Below are 18,664 nucleotides of genomic sequence, written 5' to 3'. Positions count from 1 at the left end.
TACGCCGGGCCGTGCCCGGCGTCAGGTCTCGCGATCCAGCTCGGGGTAATGGCGGAAAATGCCGTTGGTGTTGAACGCCAGTCGCCGCTCCGAGGCGAGATAAGCGGCGATGTTCGGCCGCTTCGACACCCGCTCCTGCAGCGCCCGCAGCAGGGGCAGGGTGGGCGACAAGGCCTGCATCCGCTTCGGGAACATGTAATCCAGCCCGCTCAGCAGCTGGAACAGCGAGAGATCCACATAGGAATGCTCGCGCAGCGGGTGGCGGCCACCATTGGCCTCGATCACCTGCTCGAAATAGCCGAGGAACTTCGGCAAGCGCTCGCTGCGCATCGCCGTGGCGCGCGCCTTTGCCTCGGCTTTCTGGTCCTCGTAATACTTCGATGCGGCAATCGGATGATGGGTGTCGTGTACTTCCGCCACCAGGTCGGCGATGGTCAACTGCAGCTGTAGCGCCTGCATCCGGCGTGAAGCGGCATGCGGCACCAGATCCAGCGTGGGGCCGAGGAAATCCAGGATCGCCGCGACCTGCGCGATCACCTGGCGCCCGGCTTTCAGGAACGGTGGTGCGAAGGGTTGGCCGCCCTCGGTCTGGCCGCGCAGGAACGGCTCCATCACCGTATCGCCATGGATGCGTGCCATGTCCTCGTACGCGGCACCGGCATCTTCCAGCGCCAGCCGCACGAACTCGCCACGGCCCTGGATGCCGGTCCAGTAATACAGCGCGTAGTGCATGTCGATCTCCGTGAGGAATTTCATGCAGACTCGCGTGCCGCACGCAAAGCAAGCGTGAGCATGGCGTTCATGCAAAGAACAACGCAGGCCAAACAGTGGGGGAACCGCCTGCGACGAAGGGGGTCATACTCGGGTCGTGCACGTGAAAAAAGCGAGGTACTGCGTCATGCAGAAGAGTGGAAAAGCGGTGTGGCCCTGGGTACTGGGCGTGGTGGTGGTAGGCGGTGCGGGCGCGTGGCTGTTCCGCGACCAGTGGCAGGACCTGGCGGATCGCGTGGAGGTGCCCACCCAGGCAGCCGCGCCTTCGACGGCGGCGCCACCTGCAGCGCCCACGGCTGAACCCGCGTCGTCGACACCCGCCATCCAGCATCCGCTGGACACCGACGCTGCAGCCGACCCCGCGCTGCCGAAGATGGAAGACAGCGACACCGCAGCGTGGGCCGCGCTGAGTGGCCTGTTCCAAGGCGAAAGCGGACTCGCCCTGTTGATGCGTGACCACCTTATCCAGCGCCTGGTCACCCACGTGGACAATCTGGACAAGACCAGCGTGCCGCCGTCTGCGCTGGCCACGCGGCCGCTGCCCGGCAGCCTGCAGGTGGAAGCCGGCGAGAACGGCGAGCAGATCGCCGCAGGCAACGCGGCCCGCTATGCGCCCTACGTGCAGGCGTTCACCGCGCTCGATCCGGCGGCAGCAGCTGGGGCGTACAAGCGCTTCTATCCGCTCATCCAGCAGGCCTACGTGGACCTCGGCCGACCGCAGGGGTATTTCAACGACCGCTTGGTGGCGGTGATCGACCATCTGCTGGAAACCCCGGAACCGGCGCGACCGTCGGCCGTGGTGCGTGATGAGCGAGGCCGCTATCGCTTCGTAGATCCGGATCTGCAGTCGCGCTCGGTGGGGCAGAAGGCCCTGCTGCGGCTGAATGCGGACCAGCAAAGGCGGGTCAAGCAGCAGCTTCGCGCCATCCGCGGGGCCATTACCCGCTAGCCGGGGGGGATCTGATCCAGATCAACGCTCCGCCAACACCCCATCGGTCATGCTGGATACCGCTTGAACGGCTCGGATGCGCAGTCGCAGCCCCCCTTGAAACCGGGTGGGGCAACCGCATCTTCCCTGCATCGCCGGCGCGGCCGGCACTGATGACCGATGAGGATTCGCCATGCGAATGGACAAGCTTACTTCGCGTTTCCAGCAGGCGCTGGCCGACGCACAGTCGCTGGCCGTGGGCCGCGACAACAGCATCATCGAACCGGTTCACCTGTTCAGCGCGCTGCTGGACCAGCAGGGCGGCAGTACGCGCCCGTTGCTGGCCCAGGCTGGCGTGAACGTGCCGGTGCTGCGCGAGCGCCTGGCCGAGGCGCTGGATGCGCTGCCGAGGGTGTCCGGCCAGGCCGGCAACGTGTCGATGGGCAATGACCTCGGGCGCCTGCTCAACCACACCGACAAGCTGGCCCAGCAGAACGGCGATGCCTTCATCGCCAGCGAGTGGTTCGTGCTGGCCGCCCTGGAGGACAGCGGCACGCTGGGCATGGCGCTGCGCGCCGCCGGTGCCGACAAGGCGCGCCTGCAGACCGCCATCGACAAGCTGCGTGGCGGAGAGAACGTGCAGTCGGAAAACGCGGAAGAACAGCGACAGGCGCTGGAGAAGTACACCATCGACCTGACCGCGCGCGCCGAGAGCGGCAAGCTCGACCCGGTGATCGGTCGCGATGAAGAAATCCGTCGCACCATCCAGGTCCTGCAGCGCCGCACCAAGAACAACCCGGTGCTGATCGGCGAACCCGGCGTGGGCAAGACCGCCATCGTCGAAGGGCTGGCCCAGCGCATCATCAACGACGAAGTGCCCGAGGGCCTGCGCGGCAAGCGCGTGCTGTCGCTGGACATGGGCGCGCTGATCGCCGGCGCCAAGTTCCGCGGTGAATTCGAAGAGCGCCTGAAGGGCGTGCTCAACGACCTGGCCAAGAGCGAAGGGCAGATCATCCTGTTCATCGACGAGCTGCACACCATGGTCGGTGCGGGCAAGGCCGATGGCGCGATGGATGCGGGCAACATGCTCAAGCCGGCGCTGGCCCGTGGCGAGCTGCACTGCGTGGGTGCCACCACGCTGGACGAGTACCGCAAGTACATCGAAAAGGACGCTGCACTGGAGCGCCGCTTCCAGAAGGTGTTCGTGGGTGAGCCGTCGGTGGAGGACACCATCGCGATCCTGCGTGGCCTGAAGGAAAAGTACGCGGTGCACCACGGGGTCGAAATCACCGATCCGGCCATCGTCGCCGCCGCCACGCTGTCCAACCGCTACATCACCGACCGCCAGCTGCCGGACAAGGCCATCGACCTGATGGACGAGGCCGCCTCGCGCCTGCGCATGGAGATCGACTCCAAGCCGGAGGAACTGGACCGCCTGGAACGGCGGGTGATCCAGCTGAAGATCCAGCGCGAGATGCTGAAGAAGGAAAAGGATGATGCCTCGCGGCAGCGCCTGGCTGATCTTGAAAATGAGATCGAGGGCCTGGAGCGCGAGTTCTCCGACCTCAATGAAATCTGGAAGTCGGAGAAGGCTGCGCTGCAGGGCGCGACCAGGATCAAGGAACAGGTCGAGCAGGCAAAGCTGGATCTGGAAGCCGCGCAGCGCCGCCAGGATTTCGCCCGCATGAGCGAGATCCAGTACGGCCTGCTGCCGCAGCTGGAAAAGCAGCTGGCTGCTGCGCAGGAACTGGATGCGAACGACTTCAAGCTGGTGCAGGACAAGGTTACTGACGAGGAGATTGCCGAGGTCGTTTCGCGCTGGACCGGCATCCCGGTCAACAAGATGCTGGAAGGCGAGCGCGACAAGCTGCTGCGCATGGAAGACGTGCTGCACAACCGCGTGGTCGGCCAGGAAGAGGCGATCAAGGTCGTCTCCGATGCGGTGCGTCGCTCGCGTGCTGGCCTGTCCGATCCGAACCGTCCGGGTGGCTCGTTCCTGTTCCTCGGCCCGACCGGCGTGGGCAAGACCGAGCTGTGCAAGTCGCTGGCCGAATTCCTGTTCGACAGTGCCGACGCGATGATCCGCATCGACATGAGCGAATTCATGGAGAAGCACAGCGTCGCCCGCCTGATCGGTGCGCCCCCGGGCTACGTGGGCTACGAGGAAGGTGGCTACCTGACCGAGGCCGTGCGCCGTCGCCCGTACTCGCTGATCCTGCTGGACGAGGTGGAGAAGGCGCACCCGGATGTGTTCAACATCCTGCTGCAGGTGCTGGACGATGGCCGCCTGACCGATGGCCAGGGCCGCACCGTGGACTTCCGCAACACTGTCATCGTGATGACCTCCAACCTGGGCTCGCACCAGATCCAGGACATGGGCAGCGATGACAGCCCGGAGGCCTACACGCAGATGAAGGCCGCGGTGATGGGCGTGGTGCAGGCGCACTTCCGTCCGGAGTTCATCAACCGCCTGGACGACATCGTGGTGTTCCATCCGCTGGACAAGCAGCAGATCAAGCAGATCGCGCGCATCCAGATGCGTGGCCTGGAGCGGCGCCTGGCCGAGCGTGGCTTGAAGCTGGCGGTCTCCGATGCAGCGTTCGACCTGCTCGGCAACGTCGGTTTCGATCCGGTGTACGGCGCACGTCCGCTGAAGCGTGCGATCCAGGCGCAGCTGGAGAACCCGCTGGCGCAGAAGATCCTCTCGGGGGAGTTCGTCAACGGCGATACCATCGAGGTCGGCAACGACGGCGGCCACCTGGTGTTTGCCAAGGCGTGATGCGGTTGCGTTCGTCCCCGTCTACGGGCGGGGACGAATCTGTCGGTAGCGCCCGTCCTCGCCGACTCCTTTGCTGCGGGTGTCGACGTTGGCACAAAGCTGTTCCTTTCCGCACAGCACCACGTCGGCGCGGTTGTAGGCACGCAGCAGTGCGGCCTCGATCTGGTTGCGCTCGATCTCCGCGCGATATTGACCGCCCAGCCACGCGGCACCCCCGAGAAGGATCGCCACGGCAGTTACGGCCGTGGCCACGCTCTTCCAGACGACGCCGCGCGACGCGAGCTGCAAGCGCTTGACTTCCGCAGCCAGTGCTTCGGTGCTGCGGCCCACACCCTTGGCCGATGCCGCCAGTTGCTGCTCATAGGCGCTCACCGGCGCGAGCAACGCCTGTTTGACGGCCGTTGTGCTGTCCCGGCTCACCCCAGCCACGGCAGCATCGGCGCTGGCTTTGAACTGCGCGGGCAGTGATTGTGCAAGCCCATTCAACGCAGCCGACAGCTGCGATTGCTGCTGGGCCATGTCCGTGCACATCCGCTGGTAGCGCTCCATCAGCAAGGCGGTCTTGCTGATCAGATCTTCCAGTTCGCGTTCATCCATGAGGGTGTCTCCGGTAGGTCAACGGCGCATGGCAGAGGCTGCCTGTTCCTGTTGCGCCGCCTGCTGGGCGGCCTGTTCCTGGCTGCGCGCGCGCGCCCGGTCCTCGGCATTTACCTGGGACTGCGCCTGCTGGTCCAGCACCTGGCCGGCATTGAGCGTGGACATCTGCTGGTTGAGGACCTTGAAGCGGCCGGGGGCGGCGTTGAGCATTTCGTTCAAGCGATTCCCCAATGGCGACAGAGTGTGGAAAGTGGGGTCTTCCCTCATCGGCCCACCGTCGGAACCGGGGGCATTGCGGTGCTCAGCCGGGTTGAACATCGGAGCTGCCTGCCTTGCGGCTATTTGGCGTTGTCCGTAGGCGCCTGACTCTTCCGGACCGCGGATTGCATCCAGCGCATCCACTGCGAGGCCGGGGGACCCACGAGCAATCACCGTGGTGGTGGCGCGTATCTGGTGGATGCTGGTGCGATAGGCATCCACACGGCGCTGGTCGTCAGCATCGGTAATGCGAGCCGCTGGGTTCTCGAGGACCGATTTGACCTGTTCTCCATTTTCTACATGATCGACGAAGTGTTTCATGCGATGGGAATCGCCCAGCATGGCTGCCGTCAGCGGCTTGGCAACCTCGGTGGCCATTCCACCCGCCAGACGGGAAGCGAATTCGACATTGCGTAGTGTCTTCAGTTCGCTGGGCAGTGCATACATCTCGACATTCCCGTAGTGCTTGCCTCCCGCACTGACGAAATCGCCGGCCATTACATGATTGGTGAAAGGCGCAGCGTTGCTGGGCTGGCCTGCTGGAATGCGGTAACCCAGACTGTTGGCGCCGTAAGGGTTGAAGGCTTCGCCGGGCAGGTTGTAGTGATGCGCGGTGACCTGCGCCAGCGCGCCACCGAGGGAGTGGCCGGTGACGGAGACGTTGCTGCCATCGCGATCAGCCAGTTCCTTGGCTTGTCGCGTGAGTTCCAGTGCGTCCTTGAGCTGTCCATTGAAGCGGGTGGAGACCATTCCCAGATCGATTGCGCCGTCCATCAGCGGTTGGCGGTCAAATTCGGTGCCGCGATGCGCAACGACGTAATCGCCGGTCTGAAGGTTCTTGTAGATCGTGCCCTGATAGCCGCTGGGCATGTCCAGGTGTTTCACGGCTACAAATTTGTCTCCACCAGCATCGATCTCTTTCGGAGCTCCGTTGGCTTCAAACTGAGGTGGTAAATAAGCTGCGTCTGACAGGTCGGCATTGGCGTTCTTGCTCATTTATTTCTTCCTTGGACTGATTGCGATCGTGTACGAAAAGTAGTTGCTGCGCTGAGCTTCCGGTACGGTCCTGATGAACCTGGACGTCGGCATGCTGTCTGCCGGAGATGCGCTGCCTTCGCCGAGCAGCGGCTGGATGCTCTTGCTTGAGTATCGTGTCTCACTCCCGCCGTCTACGCTGGTGGAGATCGTAAAGTAGGTGGGAGACTTGGGGGTGTCCGCTTTCAGTGCCGCGCCGACCAGGACTATTTCCCATTCGCAGGGGCCTCTCCCGTAGTAGTCGAGATCGAGGATGCCGTCGCGGAAGTACGTTCCCTTGTATGTTGTTGGGTTGACTTTCCGTAGCGGAATATCGAGCGAGTGCTTGTCGATCCCGTAACGAACACCCTCAAAATTGTCGATGGGAGGCAGGCAATCATTTGTGACTTTGTAGGTCACGTACGCGCCCGTTGCGTAGATGCTCTCCGGCGCATCATGCGTCGTGATGACGACCTCATACGCTTCCTTGGGCGAAGGATTGGCCTCATAGGGAGGCGGCGTGCGCTCTTTACTCCCACATGCGGTCAGCAGCGGCAGTAACGCCAGCAACAGCGGGCAGCGTGCGCGGGACGGGACATGTGCACTGATCCGGTGCCCTTTGAGTTCCATCATCAGCCGATCCCGCATCTTTAAAATGTCTCTACGATACGGCCGCGAATGGGCAGATTTCAAACCAGCAGACTCGCATACCAAATTAAGTGACGAGAATGTCACTTTTAACGTTGTAACTGATTTCGGGCAAGACGCTTGTCCTGCGAATACGTCACAAACACTCACGCGTTGTCGCATACGGCTCGGCGAACATTCCAAAGACGCCGCGCGACGCGAGCTGCAAGCGCTTGACTTCCGCAGCCAGTGCTTCGGTGCTGCGGCCCACACCCTTTGCCGTTACCGCCAGTTGCTGCTCATAGGCGCTCACCGGCGCGAGCAACGCCTGTTTGACAGCCGTTGTGCTGTCCCGGCTCACCCCAGCCACGGCAGCATCGGCGCTGGCTTTGAACTGCGCGGGCAGTGATTGTGCAAGCCCATTCAACGCGGCCGACAGCTGCGATTGCTGCTGGGCCATGTCCGTGCACATCCGCTGGTAGCGCTCCATCAGCAAGGCGGTCTTGCTGATCAGATCTTCCAGTTCGCGTTCATCCATGAGGGTGTCTCCGGTAGGTCAACGGCGCATGGCAGAGGCTGCCTGTTCCTGTTGCGCCGCCTGCTGGGCGGCCTGCTCCTGGCTGTGCGCGCGCGCCCGGTCCTCGGCATTTACCTGGGACTGCGCTTGGTGGTCCAGCACCTGGCCAGCATTGAGCGTGGACATCTGCTGGTTGAGGACCTTGAAGCGGTCGGGGTCGGCGTTGAGCATTTCGTTCAAGCGCTGGCCCAAGGGGGACGCCGTCTGGAACTCTGGCTGCTCGCGTAGCGGTCCGCCGTGGGAGCCCGGCGCATTCCGTTGCTCGGCCGGATTGAACGGATGCGCAACGAGCCTTGCTGCCTCCGCCTGGCGCTCGGCGTAGGCACCGGGTTCATCCAGGCCACGGAGCTTGTCCACGGCGTCCAGCACCAGACCGGGGGAGCCACGGGTAATTACCGTCGCGGTGGCGCGCATCTGATGGATACTTGTTCGATAGGCATCGACCCTTCGCTGATCTTCGGGATCAGTGATCCGCGCCGAAGGGTCATCCAGCACAGACTTGATCTCCACGCCATTCTCGACGCGATCTACAAAATGCTTCATCCGATGCGAATCGGTCAGAGCGAGTGCTGGCAGGGGGTTGCCACCTGTGCTGCCTAGTCCGCCGGCCAGGCGGGAAGCAAGCTCCGCATTGCGCAATAGGGTGAGCTCTCCAGGCGCGGCATACATCTCGATGCTGCCGTAATGCTTGCCTGCCGCGCTGACGAAGTCACCGGCAGTGACATGATTGACGAAGGGGGCCGCATTCGCAGGCTGGCCACTCGGGATGCGATAGCCCAGGCTGGCCGCGCCATACGGGTTGAATCCTTCGCCCGGGAGGTTGTAATGATGTCCGGTGACTTGGGCCATGCACGCGCCGAGCGAGTGGCCGGTCACTGAGAGTTTGGTGCCATCTCGTTCGGCCATTTCCTTGGCCTGTCGTGTCAGCTCCAAAGCATCCTTCACTTGAGCGTTGAATCGCGTAGTGACCATGCCGAGATCGACCGCGCCATCCTTCAGCAACTCGCGGTCGAATTCGGTGCCGCGATGGGCAACGACGTAATCGCCAGTGTCCATGTTCCTGTAAATGTATCCCTGGTAGCCGTTGGGCATATCAACCTGCCTGACGACCTCGTATCGCTCTTGCCCATCCTTGCCCGCCTTCACCGTTCCTGGCGTTCCGTCGGCCTTGCGCGGCGGTGGGTCATAGACAGCCATTGCCAGATCGGCGCTTGCTGATTTGCTCATTTTTCATACTTCCTTGTATTGATCGAGATGGTGTACGAGAAAAAATTGTCCTTATCAGATGTCGGGATTTCACGCTCGAATCGCTCTTGCGAGAAAGCTGCCGCTGGGTGTGCCTGCCCATCATCGAATACCGGCTTAATCGACTTTTCTGCGAATCTTGTCTGCGCACCCGTCTCCGGAGTGGCGCCGATTGAAAAGTAGATGAGCCTGCCGGTAGAGGGCAATCTCAGATTCGCGTTGATGCCTGTGAACTTCCACTTGCAATCGCCCCGCCCAAAATAGTTCGCGACCCTCAATCCGTCGCGGTAATACACCCCTGCAAATGTTGTGGAATCCAGTCGAGTTAGCTGGATGGGAAGCGAGTACTTCTCGAGCCCATATCTCACGCCCTCGACGTTGTCGATAGGCGGGAGGCAAGCTTCGTCTGCAATCTCAAAGTCCACGGACGTCGCGGTGATGAACATTTCTTCGGGCGCATCATGCGTCGTGATGACGACCTCATACGCTTCCTTGGGCGAAGGATTGGCCTCGTAGGGCGGCGGCCCGCGCTCCTTGCTCCCACATGCCGCCAGCAGCGGCAGCAATGCCAGCAACAGGGGGCGGAGCGCATGGGAAACCACCCGTGACCTGGCCGGCTGCCTTTTGAGTCCCATCATCAACCGATCCATCATCAATCGACCCAGCATCCTTGAATGCTTCTACGATACGGCTGCGGATGGGCGGAATTCAAATCAATACACGTCTACACTCAATTGAGTGACGAAAATCTCACTTTTAACGTTGTAACTGATTTCGGGCAAGACGCTTGTCGTGCGAATACGTCACAGACACTCACGCGTTGTCGCATACGGCTCGGCGAACATTCCAGACATGCTTCATGCTGTGCGCGTCCCACGCAGTTATCGCTTACCAGGAGAAGGAGTTCCATGAAGAAGTTCCGCGCGGTCCCGTTGTGTCTTGCCTTGGGCGTCAGCCTGGCCTCCGCTACTGCGATGGCGGCCAGCAGCCAGCAGGTGCTGATGCCAAAGTTCGATGGCTACGTCAAAGCTTTCGAGGCATCCGATCCGAAAACCGGCGACATCACCGAGTTCGTGCCCGAGGGACAGACGGTGGAAGCGTGGACCGACATGGTCACCGTCAACATCGCGCCAAATTCCGCTTGGGTTTCGCCGCGAGAGTTCCTGGGCACCATGGAAGCCGGCTGGCGCGGGGTCTGCCCGGATTCACAGGCGAACTGGCTGCGTGATGGGGAAGAACACGGCCGTCCGATGGCGGTGCTGATGCTCAGTTGCCCGCTCAACCCCGCCACAGGCAAGCCTGAAACCTCCTGGATCAAGGGCATCCAGGGCAAGGAGGGCTTCTACACCGTGCAGAAATCGTTCCGCACCGAGGTGAAGGAAGCTGACGTGGTGACCTGGGTGAAGTGGCTCAGTGGCGTGATGGTGTGCGGTGGTGGCGAGGGGCCTGCGTGCCCGGGCGACGGCCGCTGATAACCCGCAGTAAGGGTCTGATTGCCAGTGGGTCTGACCCGCGCGACACGGCTGCCCTATGGTGGCCGTTTCCCGGATGGAGTCAGGTGCGATGAGTGACCCGCAGTGGCAACTGGAAACCCTGGCCGTGCACGGCGGCTATCGTCCCGACCCGACCACGCGTGCGGTGGCGGTGCCGATCTACCAGACCGTGGCCTACGCCTTCGATGACACCCAGCACGGCGCGGACCTGTTCGACCTGAGGGTGCCGGGCAACATCTACACACGCATCATGAACCCCACCACCGACGTTCTGGAACAGCGCCTGGCCGCGCTGGAAGGCGGCATCGGTGCGTTGGCCCTGGCCTCGGGACAGGCGGCCATCACCTATGCCATCCAGACCATCGCCGAGGCCGGGGACAACATCGTAGCGGCCAGCGCGCTGTACGGCGGCAGCCTCAACCTGCTGGCGCACACCCTGCCGCAGTACGGCATCAGTGCGCGCTTTGCCGATCCGGCGGACCCCGCTGCGTTCGCCGCGCTCATCGACGAACGCACCAAGGCCGTGTTCGTCGAGTCCATCGGCAACCCGCGCGGGAATGTCACTGACATCGCCGCCATCGCCGAGGTGGCGCATACCGCCGGTGTGCCGCTGATCGTCGACAACACCGTGGCCACGCCGTTCCTGCTGCGCCCGTTCGAGCATGGTGCCGACATCGTGGTGCATTCGCTGACCAAGTACCTCGGCGGCCACGGCACCAGCCTGGGCGGGGCGATCGTCGACTCGGGACGCTTCGACTGGGTCGCGCAGCGCAAGCGCTTCGCCCGTTTGAACGAACCCGACCCCAGCTACCACGGCGTGGTCTACACCGAAGCGCTCGGTCCAGCGGCGTACATCGGCCGTGCGCGGGTGGTGCCGCTGCGCAACACGGGTGCAGCGCTGTCGCCGTTCAATGCGTTCCTGATTCTGCAGGGCATTGAAACCCTGGCCCTGCGCATGGAGCGGATCAGTGCCAACGCACTTGCGGTGGCGCAGTACCTGCAGGCGCACGCCAAGGTAGCGTGGGTGCGTTATGCCGGCCTGGCCGACGACCCCGAACATGCCGCCGCGCAGCGCTACCTGGGTGGGCACGGCTCCGGGGTGCTGACCTTCGGCCTGCCCGGTGGGCGTGAGGCCGGCGCGCGCTTCCTGGATGCACTGAAGTTGTTCACCCGGCTGGTGAACCTGGGCGACGCAAAATCGCTGGCTACGCATCCGGCCTCGACCACGCACCGCCAACTGGACGCCGACGAACTGGCCCGTGCCGGCGTCGGCGAGGACACCGTGCGGCTGTCGATCGGTATCGAACACATCGGCGACCTGCGCGCCGACCTGGAGCAGGCGCTGGCGGCGGCCTGATAGCTGCAGGCTTGGTCGTCATCGCCAGCGGCGATCACCACGCAGGGCAGGATGGGTTACGGTGGAACTGCCTCTCCAAGGCGTGGCAGAACTGGCAGTCCCAGCAAGACAAATCCCCGGCGGGTGCGGGCCCGCCGGGGATTTTTTTGTAGTAGATCCACGCCATGCGTGGATGAACATCATCCACGCATGGCGTGGATCTACCGTGTCGACCAAGGTCGACACCTACCAGAGCAGAACCAAATCAGAGCCCGTTACGCAGCAACGGGATCCGACCCCGTGCCGACCAACGGTCGGCACCCACCGAATTCCCAACATCAGCATTTCCAACAGACGCAGGAAAGTGTCGAAGGCGGGGTGGGTCCGGTGGCAGGGGTGTGAGCGGCATGGATGCCGCGACCAAGCCCCCATGGATGGGTTTACGGCGTCCCCTGCCACCGGACCCACCCCGCCATCCCACGGACAGTCAGCTTTTGACGTTGAAGTTGACGTTGATTCAGCAGGTGCAGGGCTGCAAGCCCTGCCACGCCCCACCCATTACACCACCGGAATGCTGTGCTGCCCCAGGTTCCGGTACGGCGGCGTCGACATGATCATCTCCGCCAGCGAATAGGCCAGCTCACGCTCGGCCATCACCGTGCCATCGGCACCGTGTTCCAGCAGATGCTTCACCTCCGCATCGCTGTGCGCCCGCGCCAGCAGGGTCAGGTCCGGGTTGATCGCCCGCAGCTTGGCCAGCGCCTCACCGGCTTCCAGCGGCTGCGGAATGGCCAGCACCGCGATCTTCGCCCGCTCCGGATGGGCCTCGGCCAGCACCCGGTCGGCCGCCGCGCTGCCGCGGATCGCCGCCAGGCCCTTGGCATGCGCCTGCTCGACGTGTTCCTTGTTGTCATCGATCACCAGCACCGGCACGCCACGGTCGCGCAACACCTGCGCCAGCTCGCTGCCCACGCGGCCGTAGCCGATCACGATGGCGTGGCCATGCAGGTCGCGGGAGGGGCCGGTGGCCTCTTCGGGCTCGGCCGCCTGTGGCGACTTCTCCTGCTTGGCCTGCCAGCGGTCCAGCAGGCCGAACACCAGCGGGTTCAGCATGATCGACACCAGCGCACCGGCCAGCACCAGCGACTGGCCCTCCTTGGGCAGGATCTGCAGGGCGACGCCGAGGCCGGCGATGATGAAGGCGAATTCGCCGATCTGCGCCAGGCTGGCCGAGATGGTCAGCGCCGTGCTGGTCGGGTGGCCGAAGGCGCGCACGATGAAGAACGCTGCCGCCGACTTGCCGAACATGATGATGGCCACCGTCGCCAGCACCTGCCACGGGTGCTGCACGATGATGTTGGGGTCGAACAGCATGCCGACCGAGACGAAGAACAGCACCGCGAACGCATCGCGCAGCGGCAGCGAATCGGTAGCGGCCTTGTGGCTCAGTTCGGATTCGTTGAGCAGCATGCCGGCGAAGAACGCGCCCAGCGCGAAGGACACGCCGAACAGCATGGCCGAGCCGAACGCCACGCCCAGCGCAATGGCCAGCACCGAGAGGGTGAACAGCTCGCGCGAACCGGTGCCGGCGATTCGCTCCAGGATCCACGGAATGACCCGGCGGCCGACCACCAGCATCACCGCCACGAACAGGCCCAGCTGCACGAAGGTCCAGCCGATGTCGGCCAGCACGCTGCCGAGGGTGTGGGTTTCCTTGGCGGCATCGGGGCCGAACACGCCGGCCAGCACCGGCATCATCACCAGTGCAAGGACGCAGGCCAGGTCCTCGACGATCAGCCAGCCCACCGCGATCTTGCCGCGCAGGGTTTCCAGCAGGCGGCGTTCTTCCATCGCCCGCAGCAGCACCACGGTACTGGCGGTGGCCAGCGAGAAACCGAAGATGACCCCATGCAGGGCCGGCCAGCCCATCAGCCAGGCCACCCCCCAGCCCAGCAGGGTGGCCACGGCGATCTGGCCGATGGCGCCGGGGATGGCGATGGCCTTCACCGCCATCAGGTCCTTCAGCGAGAAGTGCAGGCCGACGCCGAACATCAGCAGCATCACGCCCAGTTCGGCCAGCTGGTTGGCCAGCGCCTGGTCGGCGACGAAGCCGGGGGTGAACGGGCCGACGCAGATGCCAGCCACCAGGTACCCGACCAGAGGAGACAAGCGCAGCTTGTTGGCCAGCGCGCCGAAGATGAAGGCGAGCCCCAGACCAACGGCTACGATGTTGATCAGGTCGGTGTCATGGTGCATCGGCACTCGCAGGAAATCGGGGGGATGCCCCGATTTTCACCGATGACGCCAGATACGGCAAACCGAAAATGCGAATGGGGTCAGATCCCTTTTCCCGCGGGAAAAGGGCTCTGACCCCACCAGTGCCCCAGATACGGCAAGGGTCTGCCGGCCAGTGGCCGGCGTTACCGCTTACCAGTTGTACTTGATGCGGCCGTAGACATACGCGCCGTTGAAGCCGAACGGCGAGTAGTTGCTGTAGGGCAGCATGCCGAAGGTCGAGTTCTGCAGGTCTTCGGTGCGGTCCGGGTACTCGTCCAGCAGGTTGTCGGCGCCCACGGTCAGGGTCCAGTTGCTGCTCGGCTTGTAGCTCACCGACGCATCCAGCACCCACTTGTCGCCGTAGGTCTGGTCGCGCAGGGCGGTGGCCGAGTTGCGCACGGTGAATTCGCCGTAGCGGGTCGCCGCCAGGCCCAGTTCCCAGTGGTCCGAACGCCAGGTGCCGCTCAGCACGGTCTTGTCGCGCGGGTAGCTGTCCTCGATGCGACCGATCTCATCACGGCCGATCAGCGACTGGGTCAGGCCCAGGGTGCTGAACACGGCCGGGGTGCCGCCCACGCGCTGCACCTTGGTGTCGTTGTAGCTGTAGGCCGCGGTCAGTTCCAGGCTGCTGGCCGCGAACGGCACGGTGTAGCTGGAGACGAAATCAACACCGCGGGTGCGGGTGTCCAGGCCGTTGGTGAAGTACGAGAACGCGGTCACCTGCGGCAGGCCCAGCGTGCCCAGCAGTGCGCTGGTGGCGGCGTTGGTGGTGATGCTGGACGACAGCGCGATGCGGTTGTCGATGTCGATCTGGTACGCATCGACGGTGATGTACAGGCGGTCAACCGGCTGCAGCACCAGGCCAAGGCTGTAGGAGGTGGACGTTTCTGCCTTCAGCGGCGAAGCGCCCAGCGCCTGTGCGGCCTCGCTGGTGGTGGGGAAGGTGCCGCGTTCGACGAACACGCCGTTGGTGAACTGGCTGGTCACCGCCTGGTAACCCTGCTGGGCCAGCGACGGGGCGCGGAAACCGCTGGAGGCAGTGGCACGCAGCGCGACCTTGTCGGTGAAGGCATAGCGCGCGGACAGCTTGCCGGAGAAGCGGTCGCCGAAGTCCGAATAGTCCTCATAGCGGCCGGTCACGCCGGCAGAGAACTTGTCGGTCAGGTCCGCTTCCAGGCCGGCATAGACGGCGTAGTTGTGGCGGTCGGCGTGCACTTCATTGGTGGGGGTGAAGCCGGCGAAGCCCTGGGCACCGGTGCCGGTGTAGGAGTTCAGTTCGCCCGGGTTCTGGTCCCACTTTTCCTTGCGGTATTCACCGCCGAAGGACAGGGTGACCGGATAGGCCAGGCCCCAGTCCAGCGACTTGGTGAAGTCGGCATTGAAGATGTCCTGCTGGTACTTCAGCGTGCCGTCGTAGAACGAGCTCGGGCTGGTGGCGCCCAGGCTGTAGTTGATGCTGTTGCGGGTGTTGAAGTCCAGGGTGTTCTCGCCGTGGTTCAGGCTGAGGTCCCAGGTCCAGCCGCTGTCGGTGTTGCCCTTGACGCCGGCCACCAGCGAGCGGTCCTTCGAGTACTGGTTGATCTCCGGCACGTAGCCGTCCGGGTAGATCTGCGACAGCAGCGCGGTCTGGCTGCTGTGGTTGGGCGAGCGGTAGAACGCGAACGAGGTGATGTCGCGGTTGCTGAGCAGCGCGCTGGCGTAGCCGGTGACGTGGTCGCTGAAATCGAAGCTGCCGTTGAGCGAGGCCGCGGTGGCATCCACGCGCGGGTCGCCGACGACGAAGGTCGTTTCACCGATGGCCGGGAAATTGCCGGTGTTCGGGGTGGTGCCGCGGTACGGGCCGGCGCGGTTGCTTTCGTCCTGCTGGCTGATCTGGCCGGCAACGTGCACGCGGCCACGGCCGTTGGCGAACTCGACGCCGGTGTCACCGGAGAGCTGGTACTTGTTGCCGTCTCCGGCCGAGTACTGGCCGTAGTCAACGGCCAGGCTGCCGCCACTGCCGCTGCCCTTCAGCACGATGTTGATGACGCCGGCGATGGCGTCCGAGCCGTACTGGGCCGAGGCGCCGTCACGCAGCACTTCCACGCGCTCGATGGCAGCGATGGGGATGGCATTGATGTCCACCGCCGAGGAGCCACGGCCGATGGTGCCGTTGACGTTGATCATCGCCGAGGTGTGCTGGCGCTTGCCGTTCACCAGCACCAGCACCTGGTCGGGAGAGAGGCCACGCAGCTGCGCCGGGCGCACGCCGCTGGTGCCGTCGGTCAGGGCCGGGCGCGGGAAGTTCAGCGAGGGCAGGGCGCGCGACAGCGCGGTGGCCAGTTCGCCGGAACCGGTGGATTGCAGGATTTCCGGGGTGATGATGTCGATCGGCGACTGCGACTCGGCGACCGTACGGTCGGCCACGCGGGTACCGGTGACGATCACCGTATCGAGGGTGTTGGCGGCGGTGCCGGTCTGCTGGGCAGCAGCGGCGAACGAAGCGCCACCGAGTGCGACAGCGATGGCGGCGGCGATCAGGCTGGTCTTGCGGTTCATCGGGGGTGGGGCTCCGGTTGGCGGGAACTGGCACCGGAATCGACATCACGGGGGTGAGGCGGACGACGGTTGTTGCGGTGCGCAATACAGCAATTAACGGGAATTTAAGCAGCTGTCAAATGCGCGTCATGTGAAAAAACGTTGCAAAAGCAATCATTTAGCTGTGGCGGGCATTGGCGGGGGAGGGGCCCGGGAGGCGCGCGGACTCGACGAGGGAGAGATGTGGAGCGACCGCGTCGCTTCCCGGGGCGCGTCAAGTATTCGTTAACGCTAGAATTGCGTCGCAGGAACAGTGCTCACCAGCACATTCCATTCGGTTATATGGACGCCTTCCCCCATGATTTCGCTTCGTAATTTCGCCTTGCGCCGCGGCGAGCGGCTGCTGTTGTCCAATGTCGACCTGACCCTGCACGCCGGTTACCGGGTGGGTGTGGTCGGCCGCAACGGTGCTGGCAAGTCCAGCCTGTTCGCGGCGGTGAAGGGCGAGCTGGAGGCGGACAAGGGCGACGTCGACCTGCCCGGCAAGGTGCGCATCGCCAGCGTCGCCCAGGAAACCCCGTCGCTGCCCGACCCGGCGCTGAGCTTCGTGCTGGGCGGCGATACCGAGGTGGCCGCGGTGCTGGCCGCCGAGGCCGACGCCACCGCCCGTGAAGACTGGGAAGCCGTGGCCGAGGCGCATACGCGCATGGCCGAGCTGAACGCCTACGACGCCGAAGCGCGCGCAGGCAAGCTGCTGCACGGCCTGGGCTTCCCGGCCGAGACCCACCACCGCGCGGTGTCCTCGTTCTCCGGCGGCTGGCGCGTGCGCCTGAACCTGGCGCGCGCGCTGATGATGCCCAGCGACCTGCTGCTGCTCGACGAACCGACCAACCACCTCGACCTGGACGCGGTGTACTGGCTGGAACAGTGGCTGCTGAAGTACCCGGGCACCCTGCTGCTGATCTCGCATGACCGCGAGTTCCTCGACAACGTGGCCACCCACACCCTGCACCTGCACGGTGGCGGCGCCAAGCTCTACCCGGGCGGCTACACCGATTTCGAGCGCCAGCGCGCCGAACAGCTGCGCCAGCAGCAGATCGCGCATGAGAAGGAACAGGCCGAGCGCGCCCACCTGCAGAGCTTCATCGACCGCTTCAAGGCGCAGGCCAGCAAGGCCGCGCAGGCGCAGAGCCGCATGAAGCGCCTGGCCAAGCTGGCCGGTACCGAAGCGGTGCGTGCCGAGCGCGAGTTCCGCATCGAGTTCGCGCCTCCGGCCAAGCTGCCGTTCTCGCTGATCCGCCTGAACCACGTCGAGGCTGGCTACGGCGCCGATGCGGTGATCCTGCACAACGTCGGCTTCGGCCTGGAAGCTGGCCAGCGTATCGGCTTGCTCGGCCCCAACGGCGCGGGTAAGACCACCCTGGTGAAGACCCTGGTGGGCGAGCTGATGCCGATTGTCGGCGAGCGCTCGGCGCACCCGGACCTGAAGATCGGCTACTTCGCCCAGCACACGGTGGAATCGCTGCACGAAGGGCAGTCGCCGATGGAGCACTTCCGCGAGATCGCCCCGGATGCGCCGAACCAGTCGTTCCGCGATTTCCTCGGCAAGTGGAATTTCCCCGGTGACCGCGCGTTCGAGCCGGTCGATGGCTTCTCCGGTGGCGAGCGCGCGCGCCTGGCGCTGGCGCTGATCGCCTGGCAGCAGCCGAACGTGCTGCTGCTCGACGAACCGACCAACCACCTTGACCTGGAAATGCGCGAAGCGCTCGCCGAAGCGCTGGCTGATTTCGACGGCGCGATCGTGATGGTCTCGCATGACCGCCACCTGATCGGCCTGGTCTGCGACACCTTCTGGCGCGTGGCCGATGGCGTGGTCGAGCCGTTCGACGGCGACCTCGATGCCTACGCCGCCTGGCTGCGTACCCGTCCGCAGGCGCAGGGCACCAAGGCGCGCATGGAGCAGGTGGAAGAGCCGGTGGTGGTCAAGACCGCCCCGGTGGCGCAGGTGGTGCAGAAGAAGCCGGCCAACCCGCACAAGCTGGCCGCTGCCGAAACCAAGGTGTCCGAGCTGGAAAACAGCCTGGCCGAGCTGGACCGGCAGCTGGCCGACCCGGCCAACTACGCCGATGCCACCCGCATGGCCGTGCTCGGCCGCGACCGCGAAACCACTGCCGCGCAGCTGGAAAAAGCCGAAGCCGCGTGGATGGAGCTGCTGGAGTCCTGATTGCATTGGTAGCGCCGGGCC

The 18,664-nt window shown here is 64.5% G+C and carries 14 protein-coding genes; 5 read left to right on the top strand and 9 right to left on the bottom strand.

Annotation, left to right across the window (positions count from 1 at the left end; all coding sequences use genetic code 11):
- Positions 1 to 21: 21 nt before the first annotated feature.
- Positions 22 to 732, bottom strand: a complete 711-nt coding sequence (locus tag NQ204_RS12465; RefSeq protein ID WP_116865316.1) for a glutathione S-transferase — start codon at positions 730 to 732, stop codon at positions 22 to 24.
- 166 nt (positions 733 to 898) lie between these two features.
- Between NQ204_RS12465 and NQ204_RS12460 the strand changes: the two genes are divergently transcribed.
- Both NQ204_RS12460 and clpB read left to right on the top strand, forming a co-directional pair.
- Entirely contained in the window at positions 899 to 1,720 is an 822-nt protein-coding gene (locus NQ204_RS12460; protein WP_256644011.1) for a DUF3014 domain-containing protein, read from the top strand.
- Positions 1,721 to 1,892: 172 nt separating this feature from the next.
- Entirely contained in the window at positions 1,893 to 4,478 is a 2,586-nt protein-coding gene (gene clpB / locus NQ204_RS12455; protein ID WP_256644010.1) for an ATP-dependent chaperone ClpB, read from the top strand.
- 21 nt (positions 4,479 to 4,499) lie between these two features.
- Here the strand turns inward: clpB and NQ204_RS12450 are convergent, their stop codons facing one another.
- From NQ204_RS12450 to NQ204_RS12425, 6 genes are all read right to left on the bottom strand, one after another.
- Entirely contained in the window at positions 4,500 to 5,075 is a 576-nt protein-coding gene (locus NQ204_RS12450; RefSeq protein WP_256644009.1) for a relaxation protein, read from the bottom strand.
- 18 nt (positions 5,076 to 5,093) lie between these two features.
- Positions 5,094 to 6,329, bottom strand: coding sequence for a Tle-like phospholipase domain-containing protein (locus NQ204_RS12445; RefSeq protein ID WP_256644008.1), 1,236 nt, complete (start codon positions 6,327 to 6,329; stop codon positions 5,094 to 5,096).
- A complete protein-coding gene (locus tag NQ204_RS12440; protein WP_116864283.1) occupies positions 6,330 to 6,980 on the bottom strand; it encodes a hypothetical protein in 651 nt (216 codons plus the stop codon).
- Between the two features lie 151 nt (positions 6,981 to 7,131).
- Entirely contained in the window at positions 7,132 to 7,512 is a 381-nt protein-coding gene (locus tag NQ204_RS12435) for a hypothetical protein (RefSeq protein ID WP_256644007.1), read from the bottom strand.
- An 18-nt stretch (positions 7,513 to 7,530) separates the two neighbouring features.
- Positions 7,531 to 8,778: a Tle-like phospholipase domain-containing protein gene (locus NQ204_RS12430; protein ID WP_256644006.1), complete on the bottom strand. Its 1,248-nt coding sequence runs from the start codon at positions 8,776 to 8,778 to the stop codon at positions 7,531 to 7,533.
- Positions 8,775 to 9,464 (bottom strand): hypothetical protein, encoded by a 690-nt coding sequence (locus NQ204_RS12425; protein WP_256644005.1) that lies wholly within the window; start codon positions 9,462 to 9,464, stop codon positions 8,775 to 8,777. The genes NQ204_RS12430 and NQ204_RS12425 overlap by 4 nt, the downstream gene beginning before the upstream one ends.
- 240 nt (positions 9,465 to 9,704) lie before the next feature.
- Between NQ204_RS12425 and NQ204_RS12420 the strand changes: the two genes are divergently transcribed.
- Entirely contained in the window at positions 9,705 to 10,268 is a 564-nt protein-coding gene (locus NQ204_RS12420; protein WP_256644004.1) for a hypothetical protein, read from the top strand.
- Between the two features lie 91 nt (positions 10,269 to 10,359).
- Positions 10,360 to 11,646, top strand: a complete 1,287-nt coding sequence (locus NQ204_RS12415; protein WP_256644003.1) for an O-acetylhomoserine aminocarboxypropyltransferase/cysteine synthase family protein — start codon at positions 10,360 to 10,362, stop codon at positions 11,644 to 11,646.
- A 537-nt stretch (positions 11,647 to 12,183) separates the two neighbouring features.
- Here NQ204_RS12415 and ybaL read toward each other — a convergent pair.
- Positions 12,184 to 13,881, bottom strand: coding sequence for a YbaL family putative K(+) efflux transporter (ybaL, locus tag NQ204_RS12410; RefSeq protein ID WP_116864277.1), 1,698 nt, complete (start codon positions 13,879 to 13,881; stop codon positions 12,184 to 12,186).
- 171 nt (positions 13,882 to 14,052) lie between these two features.
- A complete protein-coding gene (locus tag NQ204_RS12405) occupies positions 14,053 to 16,440 on the bottom strand; it encodes a TonB-dependent receptor plug domain-containing protein (RefSeq protein ID WP_256644002.1) in 2,388 nt (795 codons plus the stop codon).
- 337 nt (positions 16,441 to 16,777) lie between these two features.
- Here NQ204_RS12405 and NQ204_RS12400 point away from each other — a divergent pair, with 337 nt between their 5' ends.
- Positions 16,778 to 18,643 carry an ABC-F family ATP-binding cassette domain-containing protein gene (locus NQ204_RS12400; protein WP_256644001.1) on the top strand — a complete coding sequence of 622 codons (1,866 nt, stop codon included), beginning with the start codon at positions 16,778 to 16,780 and terminating at the stop codon, positions 18,641 to 18,643.
- The last annotated feature ends 21 nt before the right edge of the window (positions 18,644 to 18,664 follow it).

It is taken from the genome of Stenotrophomonas testudinis, assembly GCF_024499815.1.
GTDB lineage: Bacteria > Pseudomonadota > Gammaproteobacteria > Xanthomonadales > Xanthomonadaceae > Stenotrophomonas.
Note: the sequence above shows the minus strand (reverse complement) of the source record. Positions and strands in the feature narration are given on the sequence as shown.